The following is a 19830-nucleotide window of genomic DNA, read 5'->3' as shown; positions in this document are numbered from 1 at the left end:
CGTTGTTAACGAGAATTCCGTTAAAGTGCTGCTGCTTGGAAACTTTGTAACTTGTTGCGATTGTTGTTGGGCAGGATTGAATAAGGTCATAAATTAAAAATTAGCAATTGCATTTTTTAGTTGGTCTTCAGTCACGTCGATATATCGAATTAGAGAATTAATGCTTTTATGCCCCGTCAGTCTTTGGATTACTTTGATATCTAAACCTTGTTCATTAAGCCTAGTAATGAATCCTCGTCGCGCTGAATATAAAGAAAAACCCTTATTTTGCAAGCCCGCTTTTTTCAAAGCTCGCCTAAAAGCTTTATCAATGGCTTGTCGGCTTAAATGCTTATCAGTTCGGTATAAGGAAGGAAACAGAAACCCTGATTCTGGCGCTTCATAGGCTCCGAGCATGAGTTTGAGCGCCCAATTACTTGGCACTTCGCGAGTTTGTTTATCCTTGCGGTTGAACAATGGATAAAGCACTGTATCACGCGGTTTACGCTTCTGCACATCTTCATAGACGTGCTTTACGTCCATGCTCAATATTGCCTCCGGTCTTTCGCCAGTATACCAAGCGACAGCCAAAAATAGCTTGTGACAATCAGAGGTTAAGTGGTTGCTGATTTGTTGAAAAGTTACCGGATTTAATGGGGTGGCTTGTCCGATGCCGCAAATTTTCACGAGTTGCTGATTCCATATAGAAATTGCCATAAAAGCAACCTTTTAGTTGCTGTTTCTATCGTAACGCCCGCGACCACTGTTGTCACGTTGTTTTTTAATGGGGAGTAGTTGCTGATTTGTCTATTTCCGCAACTTCTTAAATTTTTGTAAGTACAGCTTAAGGCGAGAAATTGTTACCTAGACTAGAAGCGTAACAATATAAAACTTTTTATTATGGCGCTTCATACTTCCGGCGCAGGCGGTTCGGTTTCAGGAAAAAGTTATGCCGACCCTGAAGGTACGGCAAGTAAAGAGCGCTACGTTTATGGAGTCCTGGCGCTGTTAGAGCAAGAAGAAAATAATCTAACAAGAATTGCAGAACGTACCGACCGAATAACAATTACCGCCAATCTTTCAACCAAAACCGCCGCAATTGATTTGCTTTTAAACGTAGACGCGGCAAACGCAACGGGTGGCGGTACAAGTTACACAGCAAGTCACTACCTGATTGGATCAACTTTCACGGCTGGCACAGGTGGCAATAGCACCGCGCCAAATCTTGCACAAGCAGCAATGGAAGCGGTTGTGGCGCTCAAATTGTTAGAGATTGACCCCACGCGAAAACTCAACCCAGATAAAACCGTGATTACCCGGTGTACTCACACATTGGCAGCCAGCGGGGGAAGTAACGCTACATTTAGCGCGTTGTTGGAATTTCCGATCGAAATAATTAGTTTACCCGGTGGCGGTTCCGTTCTCGAAGGAAAGGTCTTTCTCAGCTAATGGCAGAAAACCAATTAGAAAATACGCGAACTTTTAGACGCAATATTACCAGTGCCGACGGTACGGGCATTATTGAAATATTGAATTGCGCGAACGTTTTCACTGAATATGATCCTTTGGCAATTTCCTACTACTTAGGCAAAAGCTTCTATCTTGAAGCATTGAGCGGTGCAATTTATTTACCATCTTATCAAGAAGCACCCTACCCGGATATTTATCCTGAGATGTCGGCGGCTGAAAAAATTGCTGCAATGCTTGCAATAGAAAAGGATTACCCGTTTGTGGGTCTGAGATTTCACGCCCGAAAAGGCTCCGGCAGTTGGTCAACTTTAGCAACCGCACAACTTCAAAATAAAGGGCGGGAAACCACAATTCCTTTCACAATCCCGTATCTCACAATCAACCAATTAAAATTATTAAGCCCTGATGATAGTTTGGGTCTTTCTATTATCAATTACGGGCATGGTGTCCTCGGTACTGGCGATTATATAAATATTGAGGGTGATTTCAGATTCAATATTGATTTAATTGCTAAACCGCAAGTGAGGACGATCGGCGCTGGTTTGCCCTACGGAATCGAAATCCCAGAGGGAGCACCTATACAATTCCGATCGGCAAATCAAAACCGAGCTATCCTCTACGCCACGAACACCGGCGATAAAGATATTTGGATTGCTGGAAATTCTAGTGTTGCGGTAGGTACCGGGATTTATTTAGCTCGCAACGGCGGCGGAAACCTAACCGAGCAAACGTTGACCGGGGAACTGTGGGCGATCGCCGATGGCGGCACCTCTCGAATTTCCGGAGTCGAGGCGAGCTATGTCTAGGGTTAGTCGCACATCAGGGCGATCGCCAAGCGCTACAAGAGGCTCAAATGCGATAAATCTTGGAAAAGATAGTAGCGGCCCAGAGATGGGGCGGAAAGCGCAGCCATCCATATCAAGTGGGGGAATTGGAGTTACTCAAGAAGTCGGAAATATTGGCGGCCTTGGTGTGACGGGCGGTGTTGGCGTTGAAATTAGCCCGATCGGTCTAGATGTTAGCGGCGATCCTTCAAACGGTACTGTTTCGATTGCCGGTAGCGCTGAGGTTCCCGGCGGACTTTTAGGCTTGAGTGGCGGGGTGACTCTTGATACAAACACCGGGGAAATTAGAGGAGGAAGTATTGGAGGGGAAGCGCTAGGATTAGGAATTAATCTTTCTTCAGAAGACGGCGACATAGGCGTTGAATTCACGCTGCAAATCCCTTTTACCCCACTTGAATTAAGCCTTGGATTGGAGTTTCCTAAAGAAAGGTTACCAACGCCAATGCCAATACCAATACCAACACCAACACCAACACCAACACCAACGATAATTAATAACGCCTTAGAGAATCCGCTTTCTTCTGTTCCTTCTCCGACAATAGATCCTGAATGCAAATATTGGATCAAAACAACACGAACTTACTACAAGTACTGGCAGAATGGTAACACAATCAGCCCGTCAAATTCGCCTTTTCAAGAAACTCCAGATTCGTATGCTCTTTATGCTACTCCATTATTTCCGCAAAATATTTACCCTCAAAGTGCTTCTGCTCAATATTATCATTACAACGGAGCAGGTTTTGTACGCATTTTTGATAAATCCAATCCTTCCATTAATCATATTGATTTTTCTTCCAATCATTTTTTAACGCTTCAATTATGGGAACCCATCAACAGGACAGATGTTAGTTTTGGGAGGGTAATAATTAGCTATCAAAAAAATATTCCTGTTTATAGTGAATGGCAATTACTAATGGTAAGTAAATATGAACTAAAGGAAGTATGCGACAGGCCAGAAATCTCTTTCCCTCCTTTCCCAAACCCGCCACCAAGGAAAAGAAATATGGATCAATGCTGTTGTGAAAATTTGCGTTTGACACGCGCAATGTATGTGAAATTAGGGCTGACCCGATTCCCCGGTCAATTGCCTGCAACTATTATTCAAGAAGTACCAAAGGAAGGAGAGGAACCCGCAGAACCACCACAGATACCAATTCCAGATTTAGTAAGTTTACTCGACTGGCAATTTAGGCGCGATGATGAACGCTGGGGACAATGGGAAGTACAGATAAATGTTAAGGATGCAGACGTTACTAAAGAAGGCGACCAAGGCAAGCAGGTTAAATTTCCAAACTTAGCCGAATCGATTGCTGAAATCGAAGGGCAAATGTTGTCCTTAACAACAAATATTGACGCGCTAATTGCTATTACTACTAAGAATCTTGTTGAGTCAGGGTTATCTCGCCAAGAAGCTATTAAAGGTTACTTGGCGTCAAAGTCAATCATTAAATACATGGCTTTCAAGACGCAAGAAATTGACGTTACCGTGCCTTTGTGTTTTACCCCAGGGGCTGAAACGATAGACAGTTTAGTCAAGGAATCAGAGTTGCACCTTAAAGGGCTTGACTACACAGAAAAAGAAACTTTGCGCGACATCTTTTTGGATTTATTGCAAGCAGCAGCCGTTATTCGCGCCGTACATTGGCAGCGAATTGACACTAAAAAAGACACAAAATCTCAGCTATTGGGCTTGCTGAAAGGAAGTGTTGACTTGGCGAATTCTATTAAAAACCCTACAAAGCCAACAGACGACAGCGGGGAACCAAACCCTACAAAAAACTTTGAAGATTTTCTTGACAGTGCAGAAGACGGATTCAGGAATGCTACGGGGATTACTGATATGCAAAACCCATATGGCAAAACGCCAGACCGACGCCCAAGAATTCGACAAATCGGCGACAACATTGCACAAGCGGGGAAAGATAACTAATGGCAACTGCTCAAGCAATCCCCAAAATAGGGATGATTTTAAAGGATTTAGCATCTCGAAAAATTCGTTCAAGTTCGACGGGTGGCAACCTAATCAGAACGTGGTCAGCAAGTGCAATTACTACTTCTAGCAGCGGCGGTTTTTTGGAGACTATTTTTAATGGAGCTGTCCGTTTTGGTAACTTTTTAATTTCCGCAATTAGTAGCGCAATTTCTTTTAGTTTTACTAAGCTTTGGAGTTGGGTTGTGGGCGGTGTGCAGTTTCTTTATAATTTCGACTGGAATATGTCGGATACTGCAATAGACAAACAAGTCGAGGGCTTGTGGAATTCTTTCGGGGGAATTTTGGGCGGTGCTGTCGGGCGGGCGATCGGCTGGATAGGGTGTGGCGTAGTTCCGGCAGCGGCAGTTTTTAGTTTTAATCAATCTCTTGGCACACACTTATTGAAGCAAGTTGGCGAGCAAGCTCTCGACGAAATGCTAGACGCGGCTAGCGAAGTAATTAATGCTGGATTCCGCATGGGCACTCAGGCAACTTTTCTCTGGTTATACAAAGATGTGCGGCGCGCGTTGAAAGACCCTAACAATATTTTCGGTCAAGGGCTGCGGGCGGTACTTGGCGGAAAAACTGTTGACAACTGGGGAACGGGCGAATCGTGGACGATCGCCAAAGCAGTTGAGAACAAAATCGAGTCAATTCCCAATGTTTTCTGGCGGAACTTTACTGAGGAGATGCTTGAGGAAGGCTCAGAAGCTTGTATAGAAGCGGGTTTTGCAGTAGCAGGCGGGATTAATGCTTGGTTGGCACAACAAGCAATGCAAAACGCATCGGTGCTCGGAGTCGATCGTACTGTAGAGATTACACCCGATCGCAGCGCGCCGGATGAGCGGATAGTGCTAACCGGCTCTGAAGCGGTATTGAGGCCGACAATTGTTAGCGTGCTAGCAACTCATCAAATGCTTGGTAACAGAGATGTCGGAGTGCTGATTAATGGCAATCCCACAGACGATACTGTTACACCGGGAGTTCAAGAGCGACGGCTAATTATTGAATTTAAGGAAAAAACCGCACCGCCGTGGGTAATGCCATCCGGTAAAAGAGCGCGCCGCCGCCAGATTACCGTGTTTGATGTTAAGCGCGGTTTGACATGGGAAGAAGTCAAGTTTGCCGCCAAACAATACACCAGCGGCCAACGATTAGTTAATTCGCGACTCAACAACGGGCATCAAATGCAATGTTATGCCAGTACGGAAAATGAGGGACTGCAAAAAATCAAAGAATTGCTAAAACTTTCCACGGCTGAACTGTTGCCAAATGGAACCCGCGATTCTGGGTATGTAAACCCAACGGCACGGCGGCGCGAATTGCCTTACTTAGTTTACCCTTCTAAGGCTGTGCTGGTTTGGAAAAAGCGATCGCCCGATTTAGACGGTCGGGAGGATACAGCCGGCAATCTTTGGACAGAACAGCGGATTGAGTTTGATTTGTGGCCAGAGAGAGAACCAGTAGGGATTGAACCTTTAGGGTAATGTCATTTTCCTAGAAGATGCTGGCGTTCGCGAGCAATTTGCCGCGTTACTTCCTCTACAGGCATTCCCAATTCTTTGGAAAGGCGAATCAGTAAATTACCTCTAGGTCGGTAAGTATAAGGTCGGTCAAAACTAGACTTTTCTCTAAGCATGGCTCTGCGGCTAGTAGTTCCCAGCAAAGGGTAAATAACAATATTCACGAGCTTAACAAAACTTTATAATCGTGCTTCTAAGTTAACGTACTAAGGACGAACCCTAGGGTTGAGTGTAACACCTAGAAACGAGAAAGTCTGTCTGGCAAAGGTTTTAGCCTCTTGACACGCCAAGGGGAAAGGATTTAGCTTAAGCCCAGAGGACAAATAAGATTTATCACTATGCCGGAAATGCTCGAAGTGGGGGCCAAGGCTCCAGAATTTTTACTGTGCGATGAGGATTACCGATTTCCGAAGCCTGCCGTTGATATCAATGGAGAGTTAATCTCTATTCGGGATTTTGACGAAAAATGCTTGGTGCTAATGTTCATCGATGAAGCTCGATTGCCAGAAGAAATCAATCCCAAAATTGATTCTCTTAAGAAAATCTCGGCTTTCGCTGACGAGTGCAAAAGTTTGGGAGCCGAGCTTGTGGTGGCAGGAATGAATGAGCTTGGAAAAATGCAGGAGTGCATTGAGAAAGCTGGAATTACTTTTAGGTATATTCCCGGTGACAATCACCAGACGCCAATACTTCACGATTACAAAGCTTATGGGGGAAGAGTTAACCGTTTTACCTACATAATTGCCGATGGCGAAATCAAGCAAAGATGGGATCAGACTTATCCGAAGGGTTTCAATGAAGAGCATTTTCAGGAAGTGCTGAGTTACATCGCTGCTAACAATCTGGCTTAAAAACAACTAACACATCTATTAACTTAAAAATATGGGCTCTCAAACAAAGTACGCCAAGAAAGATTTAGTTTACGTTCCGATTAAAATTGCTACCACCGTTGAGGGTGCGGAAGTAGGCGGCGTAAATTACGCATTTTGGACAAACGTTCCACAAGTCGCAAAAACGGCATTAGGACAAGTTCCGATTACTACCCCAGAAAATCCGCCATTAGGAACAGTTTTGGCTAGTAATTTTCCCAAGCCTCGGCGAGCTAGTAAAAGGGAGGCTTTGAGATACACATCTTCTTTTTGCTCGGCTGCTTTGATAACACAGTTAAAAATTGCCGGATGGAGGATTACCAGACCTCGCGTAACCAAGCCTCCACTGCACACATCGGCTTTGCGCCCAAATTCGTTTATTCAAACCGCTTACGTTACCTTCAGAGGCATCAAATATGCTTGGCAACTTCCAAAAGTAACAATTACCAATGTTACCCAAGCAGTTATTGATGGACTGGGCATTAAACTTGCAACTGCCGGAGATTTTGACGAGCTTTGCTTTGGGGGGAATTCTCCCAAGCCGCCTAAAGCTGCAGTAACAATTGCTGACGGGGATAATAGTAGCAAAACCTTGAGCACATTTTACGACCCTAGCACCTCAACTTTACCAACAGGATGGACAGAATCGAAAGCCCCGATAATTGCGTTCAATTAATCTTGCCAGGAGATTCAGAATTCAACGCAACGTTAAGTCAAATGCCGCCAGGTTGGGAGTCTCAAGTAAACGCCAAGGGTTGTTTTGGTTTTGTGCCAGATGCAGCAGCCGGCGGCGTTTTAAGGGCTGTTAACAACAATGAATTTCAAGATTACGTGCTTGGCGGCGAGTACGAACAGCACCAACAAAACTTATATGGTGATATGTACGTATCGCCTGACGAGTTGGAATGGTTTGAGGATGATTTTAAGGACGTTGAAGAGTTCTACATTGACTGGTAGTAATGCCCCTTGATAACCCCTTAAATTGGGAAACTGTTTACAGTGACCAACATTCTAGAAGCCCTATTGCGGAAAGCATTGGCAGGATTTTAATCCCTGGAACTTTTGCCCAGCACACCATTCGGATTTACTGTACTTCATCATCAGCAAAATCCGGTTGGTGGCTGGGGGGTCTCTATCTCAATTACTAGGTAGTGTTTCTGGGCCCGATTTTGTGGCGTCGCGGTGGACAGTGCCGCTCAACAATATAACATTAATTCAACTTCCCGTACTGACAACCGAATATCGCCTTAAATTTCAGCCAGCTCGCTGGCATAAAGAAATCGCGCTAGTAATTGAAAAATACACGGGGAATAATTAGCAGTAAAAATTTGTGAAAAACCTTACAGATTCCATGTCGCTAATTGGTACGTTTTTAACGTCTTTAATTAGCTTGATAGTTTTGTGGAATGTGACGCGAGGTGTGCTTACGCTTTTAGCAAATATTCAACGTAAGCTTACTGTACTTCGCAGCCTGTATATAAGCCAAAGAGCGGAAGTTCGCGACATCCAAAATTATCTTAAAATTCATCACGGCTATCACGTGCGCGGAGGCATTCACGAAATTCAAGATGATTTACTGAACGAATATAATAATGAAAATACGGGGTTTTAAGTGGACAAATATTCCTATCGCTTCACTGTTGCAAGTTTAGGTGTATCGGTAATGATGATTAGTGCTGGATGCTTAGTTTTAGCTATTCAAGACAAAAACCCGATGCTTTTAGTACCAGTTTTGGGGGCAATTATTCCCGGTTTAATAGGTTTGTTAGTTCCCTCGCCTAAATCATCACCGCCGTCATCAAATGACTATCCACGAAGCTAGCCAATTGTTAAGCGACGATAAAGTTAGTCGGCTGCAATTGTTGCAGTGTTATGAAAGCCTTTGTAAAGAATACGGTTACATACAAGGAATGACAATTGCTAACTTGCGCGATTTAATATCAGGACGAAAAACACTTGCAGAAATGCAATTACTAATAGACCAATTAAAAGAGAGATTAAAATGAATCAATATCACTTGATTTTTACAATGCAATTAGCTCAATCTTTAGAGCTAATTTACGGAAATTTGCAGCTCGTTTATCCAGACGGTAAGGCGATCGACTATGTGGCGACTTCTGGCTGTGCGGATTACCAGCGACCGGGCGACGAATGGGTAAGGGGGAAAGGGCCGATTCCGGCTGGTGAATATCAAATCCCTAGCGAACCTTATTACCTAGAAACTCGTGGCGTAGAAGGAGATTTTTTCCACATCACCCCTGACCCTGTAGTTTCCGATAAAGGGGCTCGGGCTGAATTGGGACTGCATTTTGACGCCAATTATCCCGGCAGCGCTGGGTGTGTGGTGCTGAAAAATTGGGAAGGGTGGCGGCGATTTTGCGATCGGATGGCGTCGATCGCAAATTTGGGTGTGAAGAGTCTGCCGTTGACGGTGAAGTATTGAAGAGCTGGGAGGCTGGCATCCCGCAAGACTTGTGCAGCGCAAGCTTATTGCCAGCCATCAAAATACTAACATCAGTGTGTGGGGATTCAATCTAGATATTTTCCCGGTTGTTTTAAAGAACAAAATATGGATGCCCCTGTTGTGAGGACGGAACCCGTGGCACAACAGGTGCGGCCGATCCAACAGACTTGAGATGACAGTAGTCAGAAAGTAGGTAATAGAAGGCCCCGGAGCCAGAGAGCTTATTTCTCCCTATCATTGTTATTACTTGAAACAATCTTATTCCAGTATAATATTAATATATAATTTGTTAACTTGTACTTAACACTATCCGGGTAAATGAGCAATCCAACTCAACTCACCCCCGATTTCACGATCGGACATCTGCCGTGTCATGACTTCCAAGTGAGCGCTGCAACTCTAGGACAGGTAGTGGCTGAAAGATTTGAGCAAGAACCAGACCTGCCGGGAGTCATTATTACTCATGAATCACAGGTATTGGGCATGATTTCTCGCGTCAAATTTCGAGAGCAAATGAGTTTTCCCGATCGCGCAGAACTTTACGGGTCACACCCAATTCGAGCATTGTTAGATTTTATTAGAATTCCGCCTTTGCTGCTTTCGGAAAACTGGAAAGTTGACGATGCCGTCCAAGCGTCTTTCCACAGGCACAAAGACTTGATTTATGAACCAATTATTGTGGTAAGGGAAGACCAGAGCCACCACCTTTTGGACGTTCATACTCTGGTGATTGCCCAGTCGAAACTTTTAGCGCAAGCCAACAAATATATTCAAAAATACCGAGTAGAAAGACACAAGTATTTGGCGCTCATTCAACAAGAACAGGCTAAGGTTCACGAATGTAATGAAATTTTAAAAATCCACCAACGTCAAACAGAAAATTCCCATACCAATCCTAGTTCCCAGCAAGTGGCACTGGTCAAACAAGCTGAAGAAATCGCTCAAATGAATCAGCGATTTGTAAAAATTGCGAAACTGATTTCTTCGGAAGGTCGCCAAGCATTTCAAGCTACTTTTCAAGGTGCTAATTCTATTTGCAACAATACAGATAAAATTTTGGGGGTGGGCAAAGCAATAGCTAATGATTTAGAAACGGTTAACCGCACTTCCCGAACGATCCGGGAGGCGATCGAACAAGTCAGGCATTTAGCAGTACAGGTGGCTGTAGTTACCAATCAAATGGGAAGTCAGCCTAGTGGTCTGAGCAAAGTGAGTCTAGAAATTGGCAGACTGGCAAGTAAGACTTTTGAATTGGGGACTCAAATGGAGCAAATTGCTAGCCGATTTAAACTTCGAGTTCACGAACTCACGGAGGCAGCAAGAGCGGGTGCTAATGTGGCTAAATCCGTGACTATCAAGATCGATCGCGCCGAAATGGCCCTATTAGAGTTGGAAGAATTAATAGCGGAAAAAAATTTCAATTCGTTGACCGCTATCCAAGAACCTTTGGGAGTCATAAAAAGTGTTACTGCTGATTCTTTAGTTAGAGATACAGAACACACAGAAGTCGCGGTCTCCGAGTTGGAAGACTTAGTTAAAAATCAAGATTCTTCGCAATATTTGATTCAAAAGATTCAGCAGGCGCTGAAGTACAAAAAACCATAAAATATCAGCCCGAATCTAATGAAACATTTCGAGAGGAAAACAAATAAAATCAAAATAATAATTGACAATTATTCTATTTCAAGAATAGTATTTGTTATACTGAAGGTGGGGATTTTTTGAATTCAGTTGTAAAAAGACTATTTAATTAGCCCCAAAAACCGATAAAAAGTTCCAAGAATAGTTGGAAGGACAGGTGACGTTTATGAAAATCCTGCTGGTAGAAGATGACACAATTACAGTCAGTTTGCTGACTCAAGCGCTGAACTCTCACAATTACAATGTGAATGCGGCAGCAGACGGTGAAACAGCGTTGCATTTGGTGCAGGCATACGATTACGACCTGATTGTTTTGGATGTGCTAATTCCTAAACTCGACGGCATTAGTTTGTGTCGAAAATTGCGATCGTCCGGCTGCCAAATGCCGATTTTACTGCTGACAGCGCTAGATAGCAGCAACGATCGAGTCCAAGGTTTAGAGGCGGGTGCAGACGATTATGTGGTTAAACCCTTTAATCTCGAAGAATTAATCGCTCGAATTCGGGCTTTGCTGCGCCGGGGTAAGGCAACTTTGTCAAGTACAAATTTGACCTGGGAAAAACTGCAAGTCAACCCAGACACTACAGAAGTAACTTATGCCGAAAAAGTGCTGCACTTGACTCCCAAAGAGTACAATTTGCTCGAACTTTTCCTGAGAAATCCTCGGCGCATTTTCAGTCGCAGCGCTATCCTCGATCGCATTTGGTCGGCCGGCGAATTTCCTCAAGAAGAAGCAGTTACCGCTCACATCAAGGGGCTGCGGCAGAAGCTGAAAGCAGCCGGGATGACTGTAGATTTAGTGGAAACCGTGTACGGATTGGGCTATCGGCTCAAAAGTCTGCCGGAGGAGATTGAGAACCAACAAGTTGGGCAGGAAACGGCAGAAACTGCTAAAAATCAAGAGACTTTATCTACTGAATCCAGCGGGTCTAGCCAGGAATTAAACAAAGACGAGCGCCGTCTCAAAGTCTTGAATGCGATTGCCCAAATGCGAGAAAATTTAAAAGCTAATTTTATAGAAAAGGTGGCGATATTCGATCGCGCGATCGATCAACTGAAAAACGGAAGCTTGGAGGGCGAACTGCGCGAGGAAGCCCAGACCCAAGCTCACAAATTAGTCGGTTCTTTGGGAACGTTAGGCCTGCCGAAAGGTTCGGAAGTTGCGCGCGAGATAGAACATTTGTTCAAGGCTGAAAATATCTTGAAACCGGGGACAGCTCAGCAGATTGAGGGATTTCTGCATCAGCTCAAACAGGTATTCGATCGCCCGTCGCCCGAACCAGAAGGCGCTTTGGTTCCTGCGGTTTCCCAAACGCGCCGAATGCTGATTGTTGATGATGATACTTTTGGGAGCGAGCAACTGAAAACAGTAGCATCCGGTTCCGGCTTTCAGATAGAAGTCGCCAACTCTCCGCAAGCGGCAAGAAATGCGATTTCTCAACAGCCTCCCGACGCGATTTTGCTGGATTTGAAATTTTCCCGATCTCAGGAAAACGGACTTTCTCTCTTAGCCGAACTCCGCAGTGAAAAGCCAGAAATTCCGGTGATGGTTTTTAGCGGACACAATCAATTGAGCGATCGAATAGAAGTTGCTCGTTTGGGAGCTTCGGGCTTTTTACACAAATCTATACCCCCAGCAGATATACTCAAAGCAGTCGCCCAATTAATCGACCAGACTGGCCCTGCTGAAGCTAAAGTTATGGTGGTAGACGATGACGTGCATCTATTGGCTGTACTGCAAGTGATTCTACAACCTTGGGGATTTCAAGTAACAACATTGGACGATCCCGAAAAGTTCTGGGAGGTACTCGAAACGACTTGTCCGGATTTGCTAATTTTAGATGTGGAGATGCCCGGTTACAGCGGTATCGAGCTGTGTTTGGCAGTTCGCAACGATTTGCGCTGGAGCAAGCTCCCCGTCCTATTTTTGACAGCTCATTCCGAGTCAGAAATAGTGCGCCAAATGTTTGTCGCAGGTGCTGACGATTACGTGAACAAGCCGATCGTGAAACCGGAATTAATTGCTCGCCTCCTGAATCGTTTGGAGCGGACTCAACTCAGAAACAGACTGGCTCAGGCACAGCGCTAATCCCATTTTAGATTAAAAAATTAAAGAATTAAAGAATTGAAGAATTGGGAATGAATGATGAAGCTCGTGGTTGGGAACACGGGGCTACAGTTGTATTCTTGTTTAAAACTGGTATAACCATGAATAAATATGCAGTGCGTGTCGGAAACGACTCAGGAAGGAAGCCTTAGCCAAGACTTGGGATTGTTTGGTTGTGCGATTCGGACGCGATGGCGTTAATAGATGCTTGCCAGCTCATCAAGAACACAGACTTATTTAGAGAAGTATTAATCAGGTGAAAGCCATGATATTGCCCTCAGACAAAAACAATCTCAATGACAGCGAATGCGAACTAATTTACGCCCCGGGTTCGATTCAACCTCACGGCATCCTTTTGGTGCTGGAATCTCCGGCGTTGAAAATTTTGCAAGTTAGCAACAATACTTTTGAGGCGATGGGCCTTTACCCCGAACAACTTTTGGAGCAATTTTTAGAGGAATTTGTCGAGACTGAGGAAATTAAAGCTATTGAAAAAGCTTTATTTGAAAACGACCAACAACGTAACGCTATCAGATTATCATTCAAAAGTCAAGACCGCAAGTCTTTTTTTGAGGGGACGCTACATCAATCAAATTCAGCATTAATTCTTGAACTCGAGTCGGCTGTTTCCCCAAAACCTAGCGATTCTTTCGATTTTTATCATTTAGTCCAAGAGCCGATCGACAAAATCCACAAAACACCAAACCTGCAAGTGCTGTGTCAGACAGCAGTTGAAGAGGTGCGGAGGATGATCGGTTTCGATCGAGCGATCGTCTATCAATTTGATACCACTGGTGCGGGGGAAGTTGTCGCCGAAGACAAAGTAGAAAGTTTGGCTCCTTTATTGGGACTGCACTATCCGGCTACCGATATTCCTCCCCAGGCAAGAAAGCTGTTCAACATGAATTTAATTCGGTTTATTCCCGATATTAACTGTCAGCCGATAGAACTAATTCCTCACTGCAATCCGCTGAACGGCCGCCCCCTGAATCTGGGCTTCTCTTTGTTGAGAGCAGTTTCACCTTGCCATGTTCAATATCTCAAAAATATGAACGTTGGCGCTAGCATGACCTTGGCATTAATCAAAGATCGAAAACTCTGGGGATTGATCGCCTGTCACCACCCAACACGAAAGTATGTCAACTATGAAACAAGAAAGGCTTGCGAACTGCTAGCAAAGTTTGTGAATCTAGAACTTAGCTATAAACAAGATAGCGAAAATTGGGAATATGCAATTTATTTAAAAGAAAATTGCCATAAGTTTATTACCAAAATTTCTCAATCACACTGGTTTGTAGAAGGTTTACTTAAATCCGGAGATGAATTGCTGACATTAGTGGGCGCTACTGGTGGAGTTGTGTGTGCAAATGAAAATTTAACAACCATCGGCAACACCCCGGAATTGCTAGAAATAGAAAACTTAATTGCTTGGATAAAAACTCAAATAAATAATGATATTTTCCATACAGATTCTCTCTCAAAACTGTATCCGCCCTCGCAGAAGTTTAAAGAAGTTGCTAGCGGTTTGCTCGTCCTTGCCATGTCCGAGATGCAAAATTATTACATTTTGTGGTTCCGTCCCGAAACAATTCAAACTGTCAACTGGGCCGGCAAACCAGATGGGGAAATTGAAGTTAAACCGGATGGCAGTCGGCCGCTGTCTCCTCGCAATTCCTTTGACTTATGGCAAGAAACTGTTAGGTTAAAATCTTTGCCTTGGCAGCGGTGCGAAATCGAAATAGCCCGAGAACTACGAGTTGCTATTACTAGCATGGAGTTGCGGAAAACGAATCAGCAGCTTAGCTTAGCTTTGTCGGCTACCAAAATCGGATTTTGGGACTGGGACTTGCAGAAAAATTGCATTGTTTGGTCGAGGGAACACGAAGAGTTGTTTGGGTTGGCCCCGGGAACTTTTGCGGGAACTTATCAAAGTTTTGCAGCTTGCATTCACCCAGAAGATTTAAAAAATACGGATAATACTATAAATCAGACCCTGGCCCAGCGAGCAGATTACTTTCTGGAATACCGCGTGGTTTGGCCCGACGGCAGCATTCACTGGATCGAGGGAAAAGGTAAGTTTTTTTACAACGACGCCGGCGATGCAGTGCGGATGGTGGGGACAGTTACAGAAATTACCGATCGCAAAGCTAGAGAATTGCAGTTGCGCCTGTTGGAATCAGCAGTCACCACCACTAACGACGCCGTGTTAATTACCGAAGCTGAACCGATTGAGGAACCGGGCCCGCGAATTATTTATGTCAACCCAGCTTTCACGCGGATGACCGGCTATACGCTAGAAGAAGTTGTGGGCAAAACGCCGCGCATCTTGCAAGGAGAAAAAACAGACCGCGCCAGTCTCGATCAAATTCGGACAGCTTTGGAAACCTGGCAGCCGCTGCGAGTTGACTCGATCAATTACCGCAAAGACGGGACGGAATTTTGGGTAGAAATGAGCATTGTGCCCATAGCGGACGAAAATGGTGAGTTTACCCACTGGGTCTCAGTGCACCGAGATATTAGCGATCGTAAACTTGCTGAAGCAGCCCTTCAACAGCTCAACGAACGGTTAGAAATGCGAGTTTTGCAGCGAACCAGAGAACTAGAAAGCTCTCAAGCAGAACTCCGGGAAAGCGAAGCTTTATTTCGCTCTCTGAGCGAGAGTTCCCCTGTGGGCATTTTCAAAATCGATACTGAGGGGAAATGTACCTATACAAATCCTCGCTGTCAAGCAATTGGTGACTTCACACCGGCAGCAGCTTTAGGAAACGGCTGGATGCGGTTTGTTCACCGCAAAGACCTCAAACTAATTCTGTCTAAGTGGTCCCAATCGCAATCGCTAGATGGGGAATTTTCCTGCGAATTCCGACACATCCAGCGAGACGGAACCATCCGGTTTTGTCGGCTGAAAACAGCTCCGATTTTTTCCGACAGATCTCAACTAATTGGTCACGTCGGCACAGTCACAGATGTCACAGAAAGTCGGGCAATTGAAAAAATGAAAAATGAGTTTATTTCGATTGTCAGCCACGAACTGAGAACGCCGCTTGCCTCCATTCGCGGTTCTTTAGGTTTGCTGGCGGCTGGGGTACTGAAAAGTAAACCGGAAACTGCCAAACAGATGTTAGAAATCGCTTCGAGCGATACCGAACGGTTAGTGCGTTTGGTAAACGATATTCTCGACTTAGAGCGGCTCGATTCGAGCCAAGTTATCCTCGTCAAGCAGTGGTGCGATGCCCAGGTTTTGATGCGGAAGTCTGCAGAAGCTGTACTTTCTTTGGCTGCTGAAAATAATATTGATTTGTCGATTTTGCCCGAAACAGCCCAAATTTGGGCTGACCCGGACAGAATCGTTCAACTGCTGGTAAATTTGTTGAGCAATGCGATTAAATTCTCCGCTCCAGGGAGTACAGTAACTGTCAGGGTTGAGGATTTAGGCGATTCCCTACGGGATAGCTACGCTTCACGGGTTTTATTTGAAGTCAAAGATCGAGGGCGGGGGATTCCTGCAGATAAACTAGAAACTATCTTTGGACGGTTTCAACAAGTCGATGCTTCTGACTCCCGCCAAAAAGGAGGTACGGGTTTGGGTTTGGCTATCTGTCGCAGTATCGTACAGCAGCACGGCGGCAGAATTTGGGCCGAAAGTGTTGTCTCAGAAGGAAGCAGTTTCTATTTCACAGTGCCTGCACCGTTGGAAGGCGAAGGGGGAAAAAGTTTGGAGGTTTGAGATTGCTTTGATCGGAACTCGCGAAAGCTAAAGTTTCTGGAAACGCACGCGGTTAGGATGATTTTAGGAGGCTGATATGTCGATTTTTATGTTCAGGGTTTCAGTAGGTAAGTGGCCACATACCAACCGCTTGATTAGAACGTTCTTAACTGCTGAAACTCTTAATTTTATTGCTTCTTTCTTCTTCTCTATCTGTGAAGAAGCCGAGTTGATGAGGCAGGGTGCTTAAGTTTTTTTCAGTTTACCATAATTAATTTAAAAATTGAGTTTTAATTATGTCAGCAAAGCGCATTCTGGTCATCGATGATGAAAAAAACCTCTGCAGCGTGATTCAGGCCTGTCTGGAACATTTAGGCGGCTGGATTGTACTAAGCGCGCCCGACGGCAGCCAAGGATTGCTGTTAGCTGAAACTCAACTTCCTGACGCTATCCTGCTAGATGTGATGATGCCGGATATGGACGGACTTACTCTGTTTGGTTTGCTGCAAAACAATGTGGCTACTCGGGGGATTCCGGTGATTTTCCTGACGGCTAAGGTGCAGGCGATGGATTTGAGCGAATTTGCTGATTTGGGGGTAGCGGGGGTGATTGCCAAGCCTTTCGATCCTTTGAGTTTGGCACAGCAAGTGGCGGACATTCTGGGTTGGGAACCGTTGCTGTAAACTGGGGTAAAAAGCGATCGCAGATACCATATCAAACTCGGCATTTGAAACCCTTACTAGACAAACAAAGTTGGCCCAGCCCGACTAAAGAATCAAGGGGGCATTAAAGCCGGATGATGATCGACAATCCGCTTTCTGGTTCTCTTGATTATTGCGAAAATTACGCAATTATGTTGGTAAACCGGGTTGATGCGTCCAGGAAACTTCTAGTTTTTCCTGCTATTTTCATAATTTCCTCATTTTTTTGATTTAGCTTTGAGATCGATCGGTGATTGGTTAATTTAAACTCTGATTCCCTAGAAGTTCTAGAGATGATCTCAGGGAGTCGGGGTTTTTTGTTACGCGCAAAGCCGATCACCGTATTTACAGGCAGAATAACTCCTCCAGAAGTTACAAACACTTGCCTCAAGAACGGTTTTTCTTAACCCGGAATCACAGATGCAGCAAAGTTTTTTGCTAAAAAACTCCGTTTCAACCTGCTAATCCAAGATTTATGCAGATTTCCCTCAGAAACCTGTTTTTTTAACCCAGGATCACAGATGCAGCCAAGTTTTTGGCTCAAAAACCAGGTTTTTGCCTAACTGTTGTAATCTCTCCTTCGACAAAAGTATATTTATCAAAAAAAATGATGGTCTTCATAATTTCCTCATATTTTCTAGATAAAGTTTACTCGAAGCTCGGGATCTGAAGGTCGATCGCACTCTCAGCACCATTCCGCTGCCAAAGAGCGAACCTGTTGTCAGGAGAGTTCGGGGGAGTGAGGGTACTTTCGATTAACTCGTGCTACAGCACAACCAACCTCCATAAGTCAGTATCTAGGCCCTGCATACCAAACAAACCGGGTTTTGTACCGGGAAAAACCGGGTTTCTGCGCCAGTCCTCTAAGTGTTGGCAGGATAACTAAATGCTACAAAAATTAATAACTGAAGATGTGATTCGCGCTCTCGAATAACACCCCAAAAATAAGTCGATCGTTTGAACAAGAGCCAAACTCGTAATTGCTACTAACAGGCAAGGCCAAGTCTCAGTAAGTTTTAGAAAGAGTGTGGAGATTTTTTAAATGTCTGAGCAGCTATCTTATCAAGGTAACAAGCAGATTCTGTGCTATTACGCAAATGTTAGCAACCAAGTTCAGGTGGTTCGGATTGGGAATATTCCTAATTGGTACTTTGAAAGAGTGATGTTTCCGGGACAGCGACTGATGTTTGAAGCTGCTGCAGAAGCAGTCTTAGAAATTCACACTGGTACGGTGGCAAGTGCTATTTTATCCGACAAGATTCCCTGCTACGTGCTGCGGGTTATAGAAGAGGTAAGTTCCGAGTGCGAGCTGGTGATGACCGAAGAACGATTGGGGGTATTAGCGGGTTAAAATTCATGAGAAATCAGACGAGATATAGAACGACCACAAAAATATTAGTTAACGAGTGTTTGGGGACGGGGAAAATGCAGAAAAATCTTGTCAATATTACCTTAGCTGTAGTCACAGAGGAAGTAGAAATTATCTTGGAGTCTTATCCGAAGCACCCTTACCAACAAGCTTTTTCGCCTTCGGGATTGCGACAGGATTTAATTGCTTATGTACTCAGCCGAGTTCCTAATAGATATACTGCGATCGACTCCGGCGAGTCTGTGTCAAACCAAACAGTTCAGGTTCGCTGTTCTTCAGAGCAGTTGCTGCACATAGAAAATTTGATTCATACTGGCATTCGCGACGTGCTGCACAGCTATCAGAAGATAGATTACCCCCTGCCTGAAGAATTTAAATTCGGTTCGAGGGTTGCTAGTGGGTTTTGATAGTTTTTTGTAAATGAGGGAGACGCCGAGATTCTCGGCACTCTCGGTTGGGCGAGGTGGAATTGTGTACTGACTCCATGATTCAAGACTTTTGGTAATCGCAACAGCAGTTGCACGGGCCATTGGGATTGACAGCACAGCGCAGAATTTCCGATCGAGCATTAAAGCGACAGCTAGCATCTCCGATAACCCAGATGCCACTTACAAAAGTTCTTTCCGTCGGCGGTGTAGCCGACTGCACGTACAAGGCAATTTTTTGCAGTCGGTAGCGGCCAGATTTGAGTTGATAGCGGTGGTGGCGTTCCAATACAGCGTAGGTTTGTCCCTCTAAATCTAGATAGTTCCCCGGTTGTGGCGTCCAATCCAGCCGAATGCTGCCTAAATATTGGCGGGGGTGAGAGAGAATCACCTCTACGGGTAAAGTATTTTGTTCCATCTGGCGGTGCGTTCGCGAACTGAACGAAAGGGGCAAATAGTTGACTAAACCTATATCTTCTTGATCTAGAAAAATAACTTCTTCTAGAGAGAGTAATTTAGGTTGAGGCGCTAAACTTAACTATAGAACCTTTGGCGATCGGGTGATCGCCGACTTATCTTGGGATAGCCGAGTATCCAAGAGGGATAGGAAATAAACTTCAACTCGCTTGAGCTAACTAAAGTTAAGTTCGATTAGCTTTGATAAAGCAGTACACGCTGATGGTAAGTAGTTAGACAGAATTAATTACACAAATACATAGTAGAATGATATTCCAGGCAAAATTATGAGTTAATTAGAAT

General features: G+C 44.5%; 19 protein-coding genes. 16 read left to right on the top strand and 3 right to left on the bottom strand.

The window, feature by feature from the left end:
• Nucleotides 1-93: 93 nt before the first annotated feature.
• Complete coding sequence (locus QUA24_RS18215) at nucleotides 94-696, bottom strand: tyrosine-type recombinase/integrase (protein WP_333231059.1); 603 nt, start codon at nucleotides 694-696, stop codon at nucleotides 94-96.
• A 183-nt stretch (nucleotides 697-879) separates the two neighbouring features.
• Here QUA24_RS18215 and QUA24_RS18210 point away from each other — a divergent pair, with 183 nt between their 5' ends.
• The 4 genes from QUA24_RS18210 (at nucleotide 880) to QUA24_RS18195 (ending at nucleotide 5753) form a co-directional block, all read left to right on the top strand.
• The gene (locus QUA24_RS18210) at nucleotides 880-1428 is read left to right on the top strand and encodes a hypothetical protein (protein ID WP_333231058.1); all 549 of its coding nucleotides are present in this window, start codon (nucleotides 880-882) and stop codon (nucleotides 1426-1428) included.
• Nucleotides 1428-2255, top strand: coding sequence for a hypothetical protein (locus tag QUA24_RS18205; protein ID WP_333231057.1), 828 nt, complete (start codon nucleotides 1428-1430; stop codon nucleotides 2253-2255). The genes QUA24_RS18210 and QUA24_RS18205 overlap by 1 nt, the downstream gene beginning before the upstream one ends.
• A gap of 85 nt (nucleotides 2256-2340) precedes the next feature.
• Nucleotides 2341-4224, top strand: coding sequence for a hypothetical protein (locus QUA24_RS18200; protein WP_333231056.1), 1884 nt, complete (start codon nucleotides 2341-2343; stop codon nucleotides 4222-4224).
• A complete protein-coding gene (locus QUA24_RS18195) occupies nucleotides 4224-5753 on the top strand; it encodes a hypothetical protein (RefSeq protein WP_333231055.1) in 1530 nt (509 codons plus the stop codon). The genes QUA24_RS18200 and QUA24_RS18195 overlap by 1 nt, the downstream gene beginning before the upstream one ends.
• A 2-nt stretch (nucleotides 5754-5755) precedes the next feature.
• Here QUA24_RS18195 and QUA24_RS18190 read toward each other — a convergent pair whose 3' ends face one another.
• On the bottom strand, nucleotides 5756-5953 hold the full coding sequence (locus QUA24_RS18190; RefSeq protein WP_333231054.1) for a hypothetical protein: 198 nt from the start codon (nucleotides 5951-5953) through the stop codon (nucleotides 5756-5758).
• 174 nt (nucleotides 5954-6127) lie between these two features.
• On the opposite strand from QUA24_RS18190, the gene QUA24_RS18185 reads away from it, so the two are divergent.
• The 12 genes from QUA24_RS18185 (at nucleotide 6128) to QUA24_RS18130 (ending at nucleotide 19053) form a co-directional block, all read left to right on the top strand.
• Nucleotides 6128-6640, top strand: a complete 513-nt coding sequence (locus QUA24_RS18185; protein WP_333231053.1) for a hypothetical protein — start codon at nucleotides 6128-6130, stop codon at nucleotides 6638-6640.
• A gap of 31 nt (nucleotides 6641-6671) precedes the next feature.
• On the top strand, nucleotides 6672-7334 hold the full coding sequence (locus tag QUA24_RS18180; protein WP_333231052.1) for a hypothetical protein: 663 nt from the start codon (nucleotides 6672-6674) through the stop codon (nucleotides 7332-7334).
• Between the two features lie 41 nt (nucleotides 7335-7375).
• The gene (locus QUA24_RS18175; protein WP_333231051.1) at nucleotides 7376-7615 is read left to right on the top strand and encodes a hypothetical protein; all 240 of its coding nucleotides are present in this window, start codon (nucleotides 7376-7378) and stop codon (nucleotides 7613-7615) included.
• Nucleotides 7616-8009: 394 nt separating this feature from the next.
• Nucleotides 8010-8270, top strand: coding sequence for a hypothetical protein (locus tag QUA24_RS18170; protein WP_333231050.1), 261 nt, complete (start codon nucleotides 8010-8012; stop codon nucleotides 8268-8270).
• Between the two features lie 190 nt (nucleotides 8271-8460).
• The gene (locus tag QUA24_RS18165; protein ID WP_333231049.1) at nucleotides 8461-8664 is read left to right on the top strand and encodes a hypothetical protein; all 204 of its coding nucleotides are present in this window, start codon (nucleotides 8461-8463) and stop codon (nucleotides 8662-8664) included.
• Entirely contained in the window at nucleotides 8661-9101 is a 441-nt protein-coding gene (locus tag QUA24_RS18160) for a hypothetical protein (protein ID WP_333231048.1), read from the top strand. Before QUA24_RS18165 ends, QUA24_RS18160 begins: the two co-directional genes overlap by 4 nt.
• Before the next feature lie 339 nt (nucleotides 9102-9440).
• Nucleotides 9441-10727, top strand: a complete 1287-nt coding sequence (locus QUA24_RS18155; protein WP_333231047.1) for a chemotaxis protein — start codon at nucleotides 9441-9443, stop codon at nucleotides 10725-10727.
• A 202-nt stretch (nucleotides 10728-10929) separates the two neighbouring features.
• On the top strand, nucleotides 10930-12852 hold the full coding sequence (locus QUA24_RS18150; RefSeq protein ID WP_333231046.1) for a response regulator: 1923 nt from the start codon (nucleotides 10930-10932) through the stop codon (nucleotides 12850-12852).
• 283 nt (nucleotides 12853-13135) lie between these two features.
• Nucleotides 13136-16597: a PAS domain S-box protein gene (locus QUA24_RS18145; protein ID WP_333231101.1), complete on the top strand. Its 3462-nt coding sequence runs from the start codon at nucleotides 13136-13138 to the stop codon at nucleotides 16595-16597.
• Nucleotides 16598-16872: 275 nt separating this feature from the next.
• Entirely contained in the window at nucleotides 16873-17259 is a 387-nt protein-coding gene (locus QUA24_RS18140) for a response regulator (protein ID WP_333083611.1), read from the top strand.
• A 1060-nt stretch (nucleotides 17260-18319) separates the two neighbouring features.
• The gene (locus QUA24_RS18135; protein WP_333231045.1) at nucleotides 18320-18628 is read left to right on the top strand and encodes a DUF1830 domain-containing protein; all 309 of its coding nucleotides are present in this window, start codon (nucleotides 18320-18322) and stop codon (nucleotides 18626-18628) included.
• A gap of 74 nt (nucleotides 18629-18702) precedes the next feature.
• The gene (locus QUA24_RS18130; RefSeq protein WP_333231044.1) at nucleotides 18703-19053 is read left to right on the top strand and encodes a late competence development ComFB family protein; all 351 of its coding nucleotides are present in this window, start codon (nucleotides 18703-18705) and stop codon (nucleotides 19051-19053) included.
• Nucleotides 19054-19135: 82 nt separating this feature from the next.
• Here QUA24_RS18130 and QUA24_RS18125 read toward each other — a convergent pair whose 3' ends face one another.
• Nucleotides 19136-19489, bottom strand: coding sequence for a DUF6464 family protein (locus QUA24_RS18125; protein WP_333066483.1), 354 nt, complete (start codon nucleotides 19487-19489; stop codon nucleotides 19136-19138).
• Nucleotides 19490-19830 lie beyond the last annotated feature (341 nt).

Source organism: Microcoleus sp. Pol12B5, assembly GCF_036701335.1.
Lineage (GTDB): Bacteria > Cyanobacteriota > Cyanobacteriia > Cyanobacteriales > Microcoleaceae > Microcoleus.
The sequence above is the reverse complement of the archived record's forward strand: the minus strand, read 5'-3'. Positions and strand labels throughout refer to the sequence as shown.

Bases quoted from the DNA above. Each gene is read 5' to 3' on its own strand.
- QUA24_RS18200 (WP_333231056.1), top strand. From the start codon at position 2,341: ATGGGGCGGAAAGCGCAGCCATCCATATCAAGTGGGGGAATTGGAGTT.
- QUA24_RS18195 (WP_333231055.1), top strand. From the start codon at position 4,224: ATGGCAACTGCTCAAGCAATCCCCAAAATAGGGATGATTTTAAAGGAT.
- QUA24_RS18180 (WP_333231052.1), top strand. From the start codon at position 6,672: ATGGGCTCTCAAACAAAGTACGCCAAGAAAGATTTAGTTTACGTTCCG.
- QUA24_RS18175 (WP_333231051.1), top strand. From the start codon at position 7,376: ATGCCGCCAGGTTGGGAGTCTCAAGTAAACGCCAAGGGTTGTTTTGGT.
- QUA24_RS18215 (WP_333231059.1), bottom strand. From the start codon at position 696: ATGGCAATTTCTATATGGAATCAGCAACTCGTGAAAATTTGCGGCATC.
- QUA24_RS18155 (WP_333231047.1), top strand. From the start codon at position 9,441: ATGAGCAATCCAACTCAACTCACCCCCGATTTCACGATCGGACATCTG.
- QUA24_RS18210 (WP_333231058.1), top strand. From the start codon at position 880: ATGGCGCTTCATACTTCCGGCGCAGGCGGTTCGGTTTCAGGAAAAAGT.
- QUA24_RS18125 (WP_333066483.1), bottom strand. From the start codon at position 19,489: ATGGAACAAAATACTTTACCCGTAGAGGTGATTCTCTCTCACCCCCGC.
- QUA24_RS18160 (WP_333231048.1), top strand. From the start codon at position 8,661: ATGAATCAATATCACTTGATTTTTACAATGCAATTAGCTCAATCTTTA.
- QUA24_RS18135 (WP_333231045.1), top strand. From the start codon at position 18,320: ATGTCTGAGCAGCTATCTTATCAAGGTAACAAGCAGATTCTGTGCTAT.
- QUA24_RS18165 (WP_333231049.1), top strand. From the start codon at position 8,461: ATGACTATCCACGAAGCTAGCCAATTGTTAAGCGACGATAAAGTTAGT.
- QUA24_RS18130 (WP_333231044.1), top strand. From the start codon at position 18,703: ATGCAGAAAAATCTTGTCAATATTACCTTAGCTGTAGTCACAGAGGAA.
- QUA24_RS18140 (WP_333083611.1), top strand. From the start codon at position 16,873: ATGTCAGCAAAGCGCATTCTGGTCATCGATGATGAAAAAAACCTCTGC.
- QUA24_RS18145 (WP_333231101.1), top strand. From the start codon at position 13,136: ATGATATTGCCCTCAGACAAAAACAATCTCAATGACAGCGAATGCGAA.
- QUA24_RS18170 (WP_333231050.1), top strand. From the start codon at position 8,010: ATGTCGCTAATTGGTACGTTTTTAACGTCTTTAATTAGCTTGATAGTT.
- QUA24_RS18205 (WP_333231057.1), top strand. From the start codon at position 1,428: ATGGCAGAAAACCAATTAGAAAATACGCGAACTTTTAGACGCAATATT.
- QUA24_RS18185 (WP_333231053.1), top strand. From the start codon at position 6,128: ATGCCGGAAATGCTCGAAGTGGGGGCCAAGGCTCCAGAATTTTTACTG.
- QUA24_RS18150 (WP_333231046.1), top strand. From the start codon at position 10,930: ATGAAAATCCTGCTGGTAGAAGATGACACAATTACAGTCAGTTTGCTG.